The sequence below is a fragment of the Streptomyces sp. NPDC090442 genome (genome assembly GCF_044769405.1).
In the GTDB taxonomy this organism is placed as follows: domain Bacteria; phylum Actinomycetota; class Actinomycetes; order Streptomycetales; family Streptomycetaceae; genus Streptomyces.
The window spans coordinates 244713-258976 of record NZ_JBIVXW010000001.1; the positions used below are offsets into that span (position 1 = coordinate 244713).

Annotated in this window: 10 protein-coding genes, 1 tRNA gene and 1 pseudogene; 2 read left to right on the plus strand and 10 right to left on the minus strand. The window is 69.0% G+C overall.

Going from position 1 to position 14264, the window contains the following annotated elements; genetic code table 11:
- Positions 1–138 precede the first annotated feature (138 nt).
- From ACIQU6_RS01120 to dnaA, 10 genes are all read right to left on the minus strand, one after another.
- Positions 139–273 carry a DLW-39 family protein gene (locus tag ACIQU6_RS01120; protein WP_016472047.1) on the minus strand — a complete coding sequence of 45 codons (135 nt, stop codon included), beginning with the start codon at positions 271–273 and terminating at the stop codon, positions 139–141.
- A 238-nt stretch (positions 274–511) separates the two neighbouring features.
- Positions 512–585: transfer RNA gene (locus tag ACIQU6_RS01125), tRNA-Ile, on the minus strand.
- Between the two features lie 100 nt (positions 586–685).
- Complete coding sequence (locus ACIQU6_RS01130) at positions 686–1396, minus strand: DUF3566 domain-containing protein (RefSeq protein WP_403479517.1); 711 nt, start codon at positions 1394–1396, stop codon at positions 686–688.
- Positions 1397–1411: 15 nt separating this feature from the next.
- Positions 1412–4036, minus strand: a complete 2625-nt coding sequence (gyrA, locus tag ACIQU6_RS01135) for a DNA gyrase subunit A (RefSeq protein ID WP_403479518.1) — start codon at positions 4034–4036, stop codon at positions 1412–1414.
- A gap of 50 nt (positions 4037–4086) precedes the next feature.
- A complete protein-coding gene (gene gyrB / locus ACIQU6_RS01140) occupies positions 4087–6141 on the minus strand; it encodes a DNA topoisomerase (ATP-hydrolyzing) subunit B (RefSeq protein WP_403479519.1) in 2055 nt (684 codons plus the stop codon).
- A gap of 410 nt (positions 6142–6551) precedes the next feature.
- Entirely contained in the window at positions 6552–7085 is a 534-nt protein-coding gene (locus ACIQU6_RS01145) for a DUF721 domain-containing protein (protein WP_403479520.1), read from the minus strand.
- The gene (recF, locus tag ACIQU6_RS01150) at positions 7082–8218 is read right to left on the minus strand and encodes a DNA replication/repair protein RecF (RefSeq protein ID WP_403479521.1); all 1137 of its coding nucleotides are present in this window, start codon (positions 8216–8218) and stop codon (positions 7082–7084) included. Before recF ends, ACIQU6_RS01145 begins: the two co-directional genes overlap by 4 nt.
- 44 nt (positions 8219–8262) lie before the next feature.
- Positions 8263–9138 carry a phosphogluconate dehydrogenase (NAD(+)-dependent, decarboxylating) gene (gene gnd / locus ACIQU6_RS01155; RefSeq protein ID WP_403479522.1) on the minus strand — a complete coding sequence of 292 codons (876 nt, stop codon included), beginning with the start codon at positions 9136–9138 and terminating at the stop codon, positions 8263–8265.
- A gap of 172 nt (positions 9139–9310) precedes the next feature.
- Entirely contained in the window at positions 9311–10441 is a 1131-nt protein-coding gene (dnaN, locus tag ACIQU6_RS01160; protein WP_403479523.1) for a DNA polymerase III subunit beta, read from the minus strand.
- Between the two features lie 988 nt (positions 10442–11429).
- Positions 11430–13328: a chromosomal replication initiator protein DnaA gene (dnaA, locus tag ACIQU6_RS01165; protein ID WP_403479524.1), complete on the minus strand. Its 1899-nt coding sequence runs from the start codon at positions 13326–13328 to the stop codon at positions 11430–11432.
- A gap of 374 nt (positions 13329–13702) precedes the next feature.
- Between dnaA and rpmH the strand changes: the two genes are divergently transcribed.
- Together rpmH and rnpA are read left to right on the plus strand one after the other, a co-directional pair.
- Positions 13703–13840, plus strand: a complete 138-nt coding sequence (rpmH, locus tag ACIQU6_RS01170) for a 50S ribosomal protein L34 (RefSeq protein WP_003956500.1) — start codon at positions 13703–13705, stop codon at positions 13838–13840.
- 23 nt (positions 13841–13863) lie between these two features.
- Positions 13864–14232 (plus strand): annotated as a pseudogene (gene rnpA, locus ACIQU6_RS01175) (ribonuclease P protein component); the annotation flags it as partial.
- Positions 14233–14264: the final 32 nt, after the last annotated feature.

The window sequence follows — 14264 nt, forward strand, 5'->3', positions numbered from 1 at the left end:
ACCAGCGGATTTGCCACTGCAATCCATGGGTGTGCGATAGCAAAATCAGGAGCCCCTCTGCCCACCCCCGACACGTACGAAACCCCGGCCGCCCTTGGGGCAACCGGGGTCCATACGAACTGTGCTGTGCGTGTGGTCTCACACACCGGAACCTGCGGGCACGGAGTCGGTCGCCTCCGTCCACAGATCCTGCTCGGCGCGATCCGCCTGGATCTGGCGGTACACGAGGAGCCCGCCGATGGCGGCCAGTGCGACCAGGATCAGCTTCTTCACCGCGCGACCTCGTCTTTCATTGACGTAGGGGACCTCTATGTCGGCCGATGATACACACCGGCCGATATCGATCGGTTATCTAGCCCGTACTCGGCAACACCCCGTCCGGAGGCGCCGAGGGAGCCCAACTCCCGTGTCTTCACAACGCATCGCGCCCGGCTTCGGTTCCCGGGCCAGGGAAGTGTCGACAAAGGCATCGGCCCGGCCGGAGAAATCTCCGACCGGGCCGATACTGCGGTGCGGCTACCAGGACTTGAACCTGGGGCCTCTTCCTTATCAGGGAAGCGCTCTAACCGTCTGAGCTATAGCCGCTCGCTCGCTGCACCAGAAGATTAGCGCACTTCAGAGGCGTTCCCAAAATCGGTTCCGGAGGCCCTCGGAACGCCCGGTGCAGACCGCCCGCCAGGAGCTCTCACTCGTCCTCCGCGAGCGTCAGCTCCACACCGCCGACGAAGCCCGCCGACAGGTTGTAGATGAAGGAGCCGAGGGTGGCCAGCGCGGTCGCCAGCACCACGTCGATCACCGCGATGACGGAGGTGAACAGCAGCACCCGCGGCAGCGAGAGGAACGACTGGAGGTCGAAGCCACCGCCCTCGGCGGAGCCGGTCGCCTCGCTGATCGTCTTGCCGACGGTGGAGAAGACGCCCATCGCGTCCATCACCATCCACAGCACCGCCACCGCCACCACGGTGCAGATGCCCAGCGCGACGGAGAGCAGGAAGCTGACCTTCATCACCGACCAGGGGTCGGTGCGCGCCACCCGGAGGCGGGCCTTGCGGGTCCGCGGTGCCGTGCTGGCGCCCGTACGCGGCTTGCGCACGGCCTGTTCGGCACCGGGACCCCCGGCGCCCGTGTGGTACGCCTGGGGCGGCTGGTAGGGCTGCTGGGCGCCGCCCTGCGGCTGTCCCTGGCCGGCGGCCTTCGCCTGCGGCGGGGACTGAGGTTGCGGCTGGGGTTGCGGCTGACGGGTGTTGCTCACGGTTCCCCCCTCGTGGGCGCCCTTCTCCCGGGCGCCGTCGGACGCGACGGAGCCACGGGCGCTGCGTTCCTTGGTTGCGGGCTCCGCCGCGGAGTCCGAGGTGACTCCCGCCTTGCCCGTCGCAGCGCCCGTGGCTCCCCTCACGACCTACTCCTCGTGTTACTCCGCCGCGGGCTGCTCGCCCTCGACTGCGGTGGACCCGGACTCCTCGGCCGCGCCGGTCTCCTCGGCCCCGTCGGGCCCGTCGACCTCCTCGGCCTCCCGGCCGGCCTCGGCGTTCCGCGCGATGCCCACGACGGCATCTCGCTTGCCCAGGTTGATCAGTTGGACGCCCATGGTGTCACGGCCGGTCTCCCGGACCTCGCTCACCCGGGTGCGGATCACGCCACCGCTGAGCGTGATCGCGAGGATCTCGTCGGCCTCCTCGACGATCAACGCGCCGACCAGCGAACCGCGGTCCTCGACGATCTTCGCGGCCTTGATGCCGAGGCCGCCGCGGCCCTGGACGCGGTACTCGTCGACCGCGGTGCGCTTGGCGTAGCCGCCGTCGGTCGCGGTGAAGACGAAGGTGCCCGCGCGGACCACGTTCAGCGAGAGCAGCTCGTCACCCTCGCGGAAGCTCATGCCCTTGACACCGGAGGTGGCCCGGCCCATCGGGCGCAGCGCATCGTCGGTCGCCGTGAAGCGGATCGACTGGGCCTTCTTGCTGATCAGCAGCAGGTCGTCGGTCTCCGAGACCAACTCGGCGCCGATCAGCTCGTCATCGCTGCCGTCCGCCTGCTCCCGCAGGTTGATCGCGATCACGCCGCCGGAACGGGGCGAGTCGTAGTCCTTGAGCGGGGTCTTCTTCACCAGACCGGCCTTGGTGGCGAGGACCAGGTAGGGCGCCGCCTCGTAGTCGCGGATCGCCAGGATCTGCGCGATCTGCTCGTCCGGCTGGAAGGCCAGGAGGTTGGCGACGTGCTGACCGCGCGCATCCCGTCCCGCGTCGGGGAGTTCGTACGCCTTGGCGCGGTAGACCCGGCCCTTGTTGGTGAAGAACAGCAGCCAGTGGTGGGTGGTGGAGACGAAGAAGTGGTCGACGATGTCGTCTTCCTTGAGCTTGGTGCCCCGTACGCCCTTGCCGCCGCGCTTCTGCGAGCGGTAGTCGTCGGTCTTCGTCCGCTTCACATAGCCGCCACGGCTGATGGTGACGACGATGTCCTCTTCGGCGATCAGGTCCTCGATGGACATGTCGCCCTCGAACGGCACCAGCTTGCTGCGCCGGTCGTCGCCGAACTTCTCGACGATCGCGGCCAGTTCCTCGCTGATGATCTGGCGCTGGCGCTCCGGGGAGGCCAGGATCGCGTTGTACTCACTGATCTTGCGCTGGAGTTCGTCGTGCTCGGCGGTGATCTTCTGGCGCTCCAGGGCGGCCAGCCGGCGGAGCTGCATCTCCAGGATCGCGTTGGCCTGGATCTCGTCGATCCGCAGCAGGCCCATCAGGCCCTCGCGGGCCACCTCGACCGTCTCGCTGCGCCGGATCAGCGCGATGACCTCGTCGATCGCGTCCAGCGCCTTGAGCAGGCCGCGCAGGATGTGGGCGCGCTCCTCGGCCTTGCGCAGCCGGTACTTCGTCCGGCGGACGATGACCTCGACCTGGTGCGTGACCCAGTTCCGGATGAAGGCGTCCAGGGAGAGGGTGCGCGGCACGCCGTCGACCAGCGCGAGCATGTTCGCGCCGAAGTTGGTCTGCAGATCGGTGTGCTTGTAGAGGTTGTTGAGGACGACCTTGGCGACCGCGTCCCGCTTGAGGACGATGACCAGCCGCTGGCCGGTGCGCGAGGAGGTCTCGTCGCGGACGTCCGCGATGCCGCCGATCCTGCCGTCCTTGACCAGGTCGGCGATCTTCTGCGCGAGGTTGTCCGGGTTGACCTGGTAGGGGAGTTCGGTGACCACCAGGCACTGGCGGTTCTGGATCTCCTCGACCTCGACGACCGCGCGCATCGTGATGGAGCCGCGGCCGGTGCGGTACGCCTCCTCGATGCCCTTGCGGCCCACCACCAGCGCGCCGGTGGGGAAGTCGGGGCCCTTGATCCGCTCGATCAGCGCGTCCAGCAGCTCCTCGCTGGACGCCTCCGGGTGCGCCAGCGCCCACTGCGCGCCCTCGGCGACCTCGCGGAGGTTGTGCGGCGGGATGTTGGTCGCCATGCCGACCGCGATGCCGGCCGAGCCGTTGATCAACAGGTTGGGGAAACGGGCCGGCAGGACCGTCGGCTCCTGGTTCCGGCCGTCGTAGTTGTCCTGGAAGTCGACGGTCTCCTCGTCGATGTCCCGGAGCATCTCCATCGACAGCGGCGCCATCTTGCACTCGGTGTACCGCATGGCGGCGGCCGGGTCGTTGCCCGGAGAGCCGAAGTTGCCGTTGGAGTCGACCAGCGGCATCCGCATCGACCACGGCTGCGCGAGGCGGACCAGCGCGTCGTAGATGGAGGTGTCACCGTGCGGGTGGTACGTACCCATGACGTCGCCGACGACGCGGGCGCACTTGTAGAAGCCCTTCTCGGGGCGGTAGCCGCCGTCGTACATCGCGTACAGCACGCGGCGGTGCACCGGCTTGAGGCCGTCGCGGATGTCGGGCAGCGCACGCGAGACGATGACGGACATCGCGTAGTCGAGGTAGGAGCGCTGCATCTCCGTTTCGAGCCCGACGGGCTCGACGCGCATTCCAACGCCTTCGATGGTGGCGGGCGCGCCCTCGGCGGTCACGCCGTCCGGGGTCACAGGGGGGTTCTCGTCGGCCATGGTGGTTCAAAGTCCTTTCGAGCTGCGGCTGTTGTGCGGGCCGACAGGGCTCAGATGTCGAGGAAGCGGACGTCCTTGGCGTTCCGCTGGATGAACGAGCGGCGCGCCTCGACGTCCTCGCCCATGAGGACGGAGAACAGGTCGTCCGCGCGGGCCGCGTCGTCCAACGAGACCTGGCCGAGCACCCGGTGGTCGGCGTCCATGGTCGTCACGCGCAGCTCCTCGGCGTTCATCTCGCCGAGACCCTTGAACCGCTGGATGGAGTCCTCGCGGATCCGCTTGCCGTTCTGCTTGCCGCGCTCCAGCAGCACGTCCCGCTCCGGGTCGGAGTAGGCGTACTCGAAGTCGTCCCGGCCCCACTTGATCTTGTACAGCGGCGGGCGGGAGAGGTAGACGTGGCCGGCCTCGACCAGCGGGCGCATGAAGCGGAACAGGAAGGTCAGCAGCAGGGTGTTGATGTGCTGACCGTCGACGTCGGCGTCCGCCATCAAGATGATCTTGTGGTACCGGAGCTTCTCGATGTCGAAGTCCTCGTGCACGCCCGTGCCGAAGGCCGAGATCAGCGCCTGGACCTCGTTGTTCTGCAGGATCTTGTCGACCCGGGCCTTCTCGACGTTGAGGATCTTGCCGCGGATCGGGAGGATCGCCTGGTACTCCGGGTTACGGCCGGACTTGGCCGAGCCACCGGCGGAGTCACCCTCGACGATGAAGATCTCGCACTTGGTGGGGTCGTTGGACTGGCAGTCGCTGAGCTTGCCCGGCAGCGACGCGGTCTCCAACAGGCCCTTGCGGCGCGTCAGATCGCGCGCCTTGCGGGCCGCGACCCGGGCGGTGGCCGCCTGGATGCCCTTGCGGATGATGTCCGCGGCCTCGTTGGGGTTGCGGTCCAGCCAGTCGTTGAGGTGCTCGTGGACGACCTTCTGGACGAAGGTCTTCACCTCCGTGTTGCCCAGCTTGGTCTTGGTCTGGCCCTCGAACTGCGGCTCGGCGAGCTTGACCGAGATGATCGCCGTCAGACCCTCGCGGATGTCCTCGCCCGTGAGGTTGTCGTCCTTCTCCCGCAGCAGCTTCTTCTCGCGCGCGTAACGGTTGATCAGACCCGTCAGCGCGGCGCGGAAGCCCTCCTCGTGGGTACCGCCCTCGTGGGTGTGGATGATGTTCGCGAAGCTGTAGACACCCTCGCTGTACTGGGTGTTCCACTGCATCGCGAGGTCGACGGAGAGGTTCCGCTCCTTGTCCTCGGCCTCGACCGAGACGACCGTCGGGTGAACCAGCTCCCCCTTGCGGGAGTTGAGGTACTTCACGAAGTCGACGATGCCGCCCTCGTAGTGGTACCGCACCGAGAGCGGCTTGCCCTCCTCGTCCACGTGATCCGGGCGCTCGTCCTTGAGCGAGATGGTCAGCCCCTTGTTGAGGAACGCCATCTCCTGGAAGCGCCGCGACAGCGTCTCGAAGCTGTACGTGGTGGTCTCGAAGATCTCGGGGTCGGCCCAGAAGGTGACCGAGGTGCCGTGCTCGTCGGTGGCCTCGTGCTTGGCCAGCGGGGCCGTCGGCACGCCCTGCTTGTAATCCTGCGTCCAGCGGTAGCCGTCCGTGCGGATCTCGACGGCGACCCGGGTCGACAGGGCGTTCACGACGGAGACACCCACGCCGTGCAGACCACCGGAGACCGCGTACCCACCGCCGCCGAACTTGCCACCGGCGTGCAGCACGGTCAGCACGACCTCGACGGCCGGCTTGTTCTCGGACGGCACGATGCCGACGGGGATACCGCGACCGTTGTCGACGACCTGCACACCGCCGTCGGCGAGGATCGTCACCTCGATGGTGTCGGCGTGACCGGCCAGCGCCTCGTCGACGGAGTTGTCGACGACCTCCTGCACGAGGTGGTGCAGACCGCGCTCGCCCGTGGAGCCGATGTACATGCCGGGGCGCTTACGAACCGCGTCCAAGCCCTCAAGGACGGTGATCGCGCTGGCGTCATACGACTTCTCCACCGAGGAGTCGCCCACGGCGCCGGCCGAACCCCCCTCTTCGGTAGAAGCCATGTTGTTCTCGTTGAGGTCGCCGGAGTCGGCCACGAAGCGCCCTTTCTGGCACAGCACGAGCCCTTCCACACCTGTTGCGATCTCCCCGCGAAGAACAGATGGGAGCGGCTCGTCATTCGACTTGTTCCGCGAGTGGGCGGGATTGCTACCAGTCTACCGGTAGCGCCGACACTCATGGGGGTTTGCAGGCGCCTGAGTCGTCATGTGCCGCCCTGAACCAGCATCCGCCGACTCCCCATATGCGAGACGGGGCCCCAGGACGCTCACGCAGGCACTCAGCGCTTCGGGATGTCAACCGGCGGCGACCGCCTGTGAAGTCTCATGCGTCACACGTGTTTACACGGCTCGTACGGACGTGCGTTGTTTCACGTGAAACCGTCCGTGACTGGCCACGGACGTGCGATGGGGGTGGTGTTTCACGTGAAACACCACCCCCATCGGCGGGATTCTCGATCGCGTGGCGACCCTCACCCGTAGGTGTCGCCGGGCCCCTTGCTGCCCGGCGCGCGCAGGGCTCCGTACCGACGCCCCGGGCCGCCCGGCCCCAGCACCTTGATCATCTTCACCGTGCCGTGGCCCAGGTCCTCGTTGAGGCGGGCCACCAGCTGCGGTGCCAGCAGCCGCAGTTGGGTCGCCCAGGCCGTCGAGTCGCACTGGACCGTCAGGATGCGGGCGTCCTCGTCGTACCGCTGCGGCTCGCAGTGCTGCGCCACCTCGGGCCCCACCAACTGCGGCCAACGGCCCATCACCCCGCCGACCGCCGCCGGGGTCTCCCAGCCGCGCTCGGTGATCAGGCGGTTGATCGCGGCGCCCAACGGCAGCGGATCCCGGCCGTCGGCCCGCGCGCCCGAGCGCAGTCCGCCGCGGCGGGCCTGCTTCTTCTGCTGCACGGCCGCGCCCCGGGCGCGCGCCTGTTCCTTGGCGGCCACCAGCGCCTGCCGGGCCAGGTCCACCCCGGACAGCTCGGGGGTTCTGGGCTGTTCCGACTGCGGTTCGGTCACCGTTCCACCCTCTCCACGGTGCCGCCGGAGACCGCGTACCGCGCCCCGGCCAGCACGCCCGGCACGTCGTCGTCCACCGCCGCGGTCACCAGGACCTGCTCGCCCGGCGCGACCAGCTCCGCCAGCCGCTCCCGGCGCCGGCTGTCCAACTCGGCGAAGACGTCGTCCAGCACCAGCACCGGTTCGTTGCCCTCGGCGCGCAGCAGTTCGTACGAGGCCAGCCGCAGGGCCAGCGCGTACGACCAGGACTCGCCGTGGCTCGCATAGCCCTTGGCCGGCAACTGCCCCAGCTTCAGCAGCAGTTCGTCGCGGTGCGGACCGACGAGCGTCACCCCGCGCTCGATCTCGTTCTTGCGGGCCTCGCCGAGCGCCGCCAGCAGCGCGCCGTACAGCTCCTCACGGTTCGCTGCGGCGGCCATCGCCTCGCCCGCCGAACCGCGGTACTCCAGCCCCAACGGGCCGCCGCCCGGCGCCAGTTGCTCGTACGCCTTGTCCGCCAGCGGCCGCAGCGTGGCGATCAGGTCGAGCCGCTGGGCCAGGAGTTCGGCGCCGGCGCGGGCCAGATGCTGGTCCCAGACGTCCAGCGTCGACAGGTCCATCTGCCGGCCGCCGTGCCGGCGAGCCAGCGCCGCCGTCTTCAGGAGGGTGTTGCGCTGCTTGAGGACGCGGTCGTAGTCCGCGCGCACCCCCGCCATCCGCGGCGAACGGGCGGTGACCAACTCGTCGAGGAACCGCCGGCGCTCACCGGGGTCGCCCTTGACCAGCGCCAGGTCCTCGGGCGCGAACAGCACCGTCCGCACGATCCCCAGCACATCGCGCGGCCTGACCTGCGACGACCTGTTGATCCGGGCGCGGTTCGCCCTGCCCGGATTGAGCTCCAGCTCGATCAGTTGCTGCCGCTCGCCCTGGGCGACCGCGGCCCGGACGATGGCCCGGTCGGCGCCCATCCGCACCAGGGGGGCGTCCGAGGAGACCCGGTGGCTGCCGAGCGTGGCCAGATAACCGATCGCCTCGACGAGGTTGGTCTTGCCCTGACCGTTGGGCCCTACAAACGCCGTGACGCCCGGGTCGAGCGGGACCTCGACCCGAGCGTACGAGCGGAAGTCGGCGAGCGACAGATGCGTGACATGCATGGTTCCGCGCCGACCTCCCCCGGCTGCTGTGCTGGTGGTGCTTACTACTTGCTCTCGACCGCGTGGCCACCGAACTGGTTGCGCAGCGCGGCGATCATCTTCATCTGCGGCGAGTCGTCCTGGCGGGACGCGAAGCGGGCGAAGAGCGACGCGGTGATCGCCGGCAGCGGCACGGCGTTGTCGATCGCGGCCTCGACCGTCCAGCGGCCCTCACCGGAGTCGGCGGCGTAACCGCGCAGCTTCCCCAGGTGCTCGTCCTCGTCGAGGGCGTTGACCGCCAGGTCCAGCAGCCAGGAGCGGATGACCGTGCCCTCCTGCCAGGAGCGGAAGATCTCGCGGACGTTCTCCACGGAGTCGACCTTCTCCAGCAGCTCCCAGCCCTCGGCGTAGGCCTGCATCATCGCGTACTCGATGCCGTTGTGGACCATCTTCGCGAAGTGGCCCGCGCCCACCTTGCCGGCGTGCACGGAGCCGAACTCGCCCTCGGGCTTGAGGGCGTCGAAGATCGGCTGCACCTTGGCGACGTTCTCCTTGTCGCCGCCGTACATCAGCGCGTAGCCGTTCTCCAGGCCCCAGACGCCGCCGGAGACGCCGCAGTCCACGAAGCCGATGCCCTTGGCGGCCAGCTCCTCGGCGTGCTTCTCGTCGTCGGTCCAGCGGGAGTTGCCGCCGTCCACGACGAGGTCGCCGGGCGAGAGCAGCTCGGCCAGCTCGTCGATCGTCGCCTGGGTGGCGGCGCCAGCCGGGACCATGACCCAGACCACCCGCGGACCCTTGAGGCTGTCCACAAGCCCCTTGAGGCTGTCCACATCGGCCAGGTCCGGGTTGCGGTCGTATCCGATGACGGTGTGGCCGGCGCGGCGAATGCGCTCGCGCATGTTGCCGCCCATCTTGCCGAGACCGACGAGACCGAGCTCCATCAGAGACCCTCTTTGCACATAGTCGTTGCTGTTCGTACCCGAGTCCGAGCCTACGCCCGGGACCCCGTGCACAGCTGTGGGCTCAGCCGCTCATCGGGAGGCCGTCAGCCAGTCGCCGCAAGGGCCCCGGCAGATGGCCGGGGCCCGGTCGGTACGAGGTCGGTCGCCCGCGTCAGCCCGAGAGGCGGACGGGCATGATCAGGTACTTGTACGCGTCGTCGGCCTCGGCGTCCTTGGCCGGGCGGCCGCTGAGCAGCGCGGGCTTGGTCGAGGTGGTGAAGGACAGCTGGGCCACCGGGGAGTCGATGGCCGACAGGCCCTCCAGCAGGAAGCCCGGGTTGAAGGCGATCGAGATGTCGTCGCCCTCCAGGTCGGCGTCGACCCTTTCCACAGCCTGTGCATCGTCGCTGGAGCCGGCCTCCAGGATCAGCACGCCCTGCTCGAAGCTCAGCCGCACCGGGGTGTTCCGCTCGGCGACCAGCGCCACGCGCTTGACGGCCTCGACGAACGGGGCGGTCTCGATCACGGCGACGGAGTTGAACTCGGTCGGGAAGAGCGTCCGGTACTTCGGCAGGTCGCCCTCGAGAAGGCGGGTCGTGGTCCGGCGGCCGGCGCCCTCGAAACCGATGAGGCCCTCGCCCTGCCCGGAGCCGGACAGTGCCAGGGTGACGGTGTCGCCGCCGCTCAGAGACTTGGCGGTGTCCAGAAGGGTCTTGGCGGGCACCAGGGCGACCGCGGAGGCGTCCGGGCTCTCCGGCTTCCACAGGAACTCGCGGACCGCGAAGCGGTAGCGGTCGGTGGAGGCGAGGGTGACGGTGTCGCCCTCGATCTCGATCCGCACACCGGTCAGCACCGGCAGGGTGTCGTCGCGACCGGCGGCGATCGCCACCTGGGCGGCCGCCGCGGCGAAGACCTCACCGGGGACGGTGCCGGTGGCGGTGGGCATCGTCGGCAGGGACGGGTACTCCTCCACAGGCAGGGTGTGGAGGGTGAAGCGGGAGGAGCCGCAGACCACGGTCACCCGTACACCGTCGGTGGAAATCTCCACCGGGCGGTTGGGCAGCGCGCGGCAGATGTCGGCGAGCAGCCGGCCGGAGACGAGGACGGTGCCCTCCTCCTCCACCTCGGCGTCCACCGAGACCCGCGCGGAGACCTCGTAATCGAAGCCGGACAGGCTCAGCGCGCCGTCGTCCGCCTTCAGGAGCAGGCCCGCGAGGACGGGCACCGGCGGACGGGCCGGGAGGCTCTTGGCCGCCCAGGCCACTGCCTCCGCGAGTACATCGCGCTCCACCCGGATCTTCACCGGAAACCGCCTCCTGCTGTTGCTGGCTCTCGCCCTGCTGGCTCTTCGTCGTCGGCTGAGTTGCCGGAGACCAGTCTGACGCACACCACCGACAGTCGGTGCGGCTCGGGGTCAAGTCGACTCGACCGGAGCGACGGGCTCCCGAGCCGAGTTGTGCACAGGGCCCGTTTCGAAGCGAGTTCCCCGGTAGATATGCGTGGTCGTAGTAGTAGGCCCTGTGGAAACCGTGGACAACTGACTTTGCGCAGGTCAACGCCGATTTTTTGTCCACCGCGCCTGTGGGTGGCGGCCGTGGATAAGCGGCTCCGGCTGTGGACCGCGTGAAGTTCTGCACACCCCATGCACAGGGCTGAGGCACTTCTCCCCAGTGCCATCCCCAGCTTTACCCCTGTTCCCCACAGCCCAACCCCGCACCTTGGTGTGACCGCTTTCACTCGGCGTGGTGAGGGTGGGTGTTGCGTTGCCGAACAGTGGACAGCGGTGTGGAGAAGCTGGTGATCACTGGGGACAACCCCGCTGTACCTGTGGGCGGCCGGTGGACAAGCTCGCGCGACGCCTGTGGACGAAAACTCTGTCCACAGGCTGTGGATTTCGTTTGGCCACAATTCCACATGCGGCTGACCTCGCCCGATGGTCCGTCAGCAGGCCGGCCTGTGGATCTCACAGGGATAACTTTCCTCTCCCCAGGCTGTGGACGGAAGATTCTTGCCCAATCTGTGGAGAGAGGCCGTGACCAGGCCCGGAATCGAACAGCGCCGGTGCACTCCACAGGTTTGGGACGACGACCGGCGGCCTACGGAACCCACCGACCGACCCGTCCACCACCCCGGAACGCCCCTCCCGGACCGCCCCGCGAGCCCCGCAGACAGGACCCGACGACGGCACCGGACGACGTTCTCCCTCCCCCAACCCCGCACACGACGAAGGGCGCTCCGGGAGCAGGTCCCGGAGCGCCCTGGTGGCGGTCGCGGCCGGTGGTGACCGCCCGTCAGCCGTTCTTGATGCGGTTGGTCAGCTCGGTGACCTGGTTGTAGATGGAGCGCCGCTCGGCCATCAACGCGCGGATCTTGCGATCGGCGTGCATCACCGTCGTGTGGTCGCGGCCGCCGAACTGCGCGCCGATCTTCGGCAACGAGAGGTCGGTGAGCTCCCGGCACAGGTACATCGCGATCTGGCGGGCCGTCACCAGCACCCGGCTGCGCGAGGATCCGCACAGATCGTCCACGGTCAGCCCGAAGTAGTCCGCGGTCGACGCCATGATCGCGGTCGCGGTGATCTCCGGCGCGGTGTCCTCGCCGCCGGGGATCAGGTCCTTCAGCACGATCTCGGTGAGCCCCAGGTCCACCGGCTGCCGGTTGAGCGACGCGAACGCGGTGACCCGGATCAGCGCGCCCTCCAACTCGCGGATGTTGCGCGAGATCCGGGACGCGATGAACTCCAGCACCTCCGGCGGCGCGTTCAACTGCTCCTGCACGGCCTTCTTGCGGAGGATCGCGATCCGGGTCTCCAGCTCCGGCGGCTGGACGTCGGTGATCAACCCCCACTCGAAGCGGTTGCGCAGTCGGTCCTCCAGGGTGACCAGCTGCTTCGGCGGCCGGTCACTGGAGAGCACGATCTGCTTGTTCGCGTTGTGCAGGGTGTTGAAGGTGTGGAAGAACTCCTCCTGCGTCGACTCCTTGCTCGCCAGGAACTGGATGTCGTCGACGAGCAGGATGTCCATGTCCCGGTAGCGCTTGCGGAACGCGTCCGCCTTGCCGTCCCGGATGGAGTTGATGAACTCGTTGGTGAACTCCTCGGAGCTCACGTACCGCACCCGGGTGCCCGGGTAGAGGCTGCGGGCGTAGTGCCCGATGGCGTGCAGCAGGTGGGTCTTGCCCAGACCCGACTCCCCGTAGATGAAGAGGGGGTTGTACGCCTTGGCCGGCGCCTCGGCGACCGCGACCGCCGCGGCGTGCGCGAAGCGGTTGGAGGCACCGATGACGAAGGTGTCGAAGAGGTACTTGGGGTTCAGCCGCGCGGTCGGCTCGCCGGGACCGGTCGCCGGCGCGGGCTGCGCGGCGAGCGGACTGGGCGCACCGCTGGGCGCCGGCAAAGGGGAACCGGGACCACCCGGCCGGCCAGCAGGACCGGGCGGGGGGAAGTCGGAGCGGTCGCGCCGCTGCTGCTCGTACCCCGGGCGCGGACCGTCCGAGGGGCGCGGCCCGCTGCGGTCGGGGCCCTGCGGGCGGTAGTCGTTCTGGTGCTGCTGGAGGTGGGCGGGCGACGGGGCGCCGTACGGTTCGCGCCACTGCTCCGTGGAGGTCTCGCGGTCGGGGTAGCCGCCCAGGGGCTGCTGCTGCCAGCCGTACTCCTCGCGCGGGCCGACCGCGTCGGTGACGGCGTGCTGGGGCCACGCCCCGGGCTCGTGCCGCGGCTGCGGGTAATCCGGGTACGCGGGGCGGACGCTGGGCAGATCGTCGCCCTGGTGTCCGTAGCCCTGCCGGGAGTCGCGCCGCCCGTCGTAGCCGTCGTACACGTCGTGCTGCGCCGGCTGGTGTTGCGCCTGCGGATGCTGTGCCGGCTGGTGCTGAGTGTGCTGCTGCGGAGGCGCGGGCGGCTGGGGCGCGGGCTCCTCGGAGGAGTCGTCGACAGTGATCGCGATCCGGATCGGCCGTCCGCACTCATGGCTGAGCGCTTCCCCGATCAGCGGCGCCAGCCGTCCTTCGAGGACACCCTTGGCGAACTCGTTGGGCACGGCGAGCAGTGCGGTGTCCGCGACCAGCGCCAGGGGCTGGGTCCGCTTGAGCCAGTCCTGGTCCTTGGGCTTCAGGCCGTCGGCCTCGGCCCGCAAGAGGTGATCGAGTACACGTGGCCACACTGCGGCAAGATCGGCAGGTACATCAGCCACAGGGCACGCTCTCTCACAGTCCCACGAATGTGTGATTCTCAGGACGGGCGGGAAGGAAATGAAGTTCAGCCACGGTAGTCAGGGCGGGCCTGGGGATTCAAGTTGTTGTCCACAGGCTGTGCATAGTGTGTCCTGGTCGAGGCTCTCCGCGCTCTCACGGAGCCGGTTTGACCGGATGGCGTAGTCCCGCGTACCGTGCACAGGTCGAGTTGTCGATGGCTGCTGCCGCCTGCCTCCGATGGGCAAAGATCGCGCTCTCGTGATCGTGTAGCGGTGCACTCGGGCGTGGCGAGCTACTCGTGGGCGCACGGTGACAGCCAGTCGACGCCCCACAATCTGTCTCCCGAGACAGCAAGAATTCCTGGAGCCCCCGAGTGAGCAAGCGCACCTTCCAGCCGAACAACCGCCGTCGCGCGAAGACCCACGGCTTCCGTCTGCGCATGCGGACCCGTGCCGGCCGCGCGATTCTCGCGTCGCGCCGCAGCAAGGGTCGCGCCCGCCTGTCCGCCTGAGCAGCCCGACCTAGGTCCATGACGTGCTGCCTACCGAAAATCGGCTGAGGCGGCGCGAGGACTTCGCGACCGCGGTACGCCGGGGACGCAGGGCCGGGCGCCCGCTCCTCGTCGTGCACTGTCGTAGCGGCGTAACGGACCCGCACGCAGCGGGGGGAAGTGTTCCCCCGACGCGTGCGGGTTTCGTCGTCAGCAAGGCCGTTGGCATTGCAGTCGTCCGCAACAAGGTCAAGCGGAGACTTCGCCATCTCATGCGCGACCGGCTGGACCGGCTGCCCGCCGGTAGCCTGGTTGTCGTACGGGCCCTGCCCGGCGCGGGCGCGGCGGAGTACGACCAACTGGCCCGCGACCTGGACGCTGCTCTCCAGCGGCTGCTGGGAGGGGCGCCGAAAGGCAGCAATCCCACCGGGGCCGCAACCGGCGG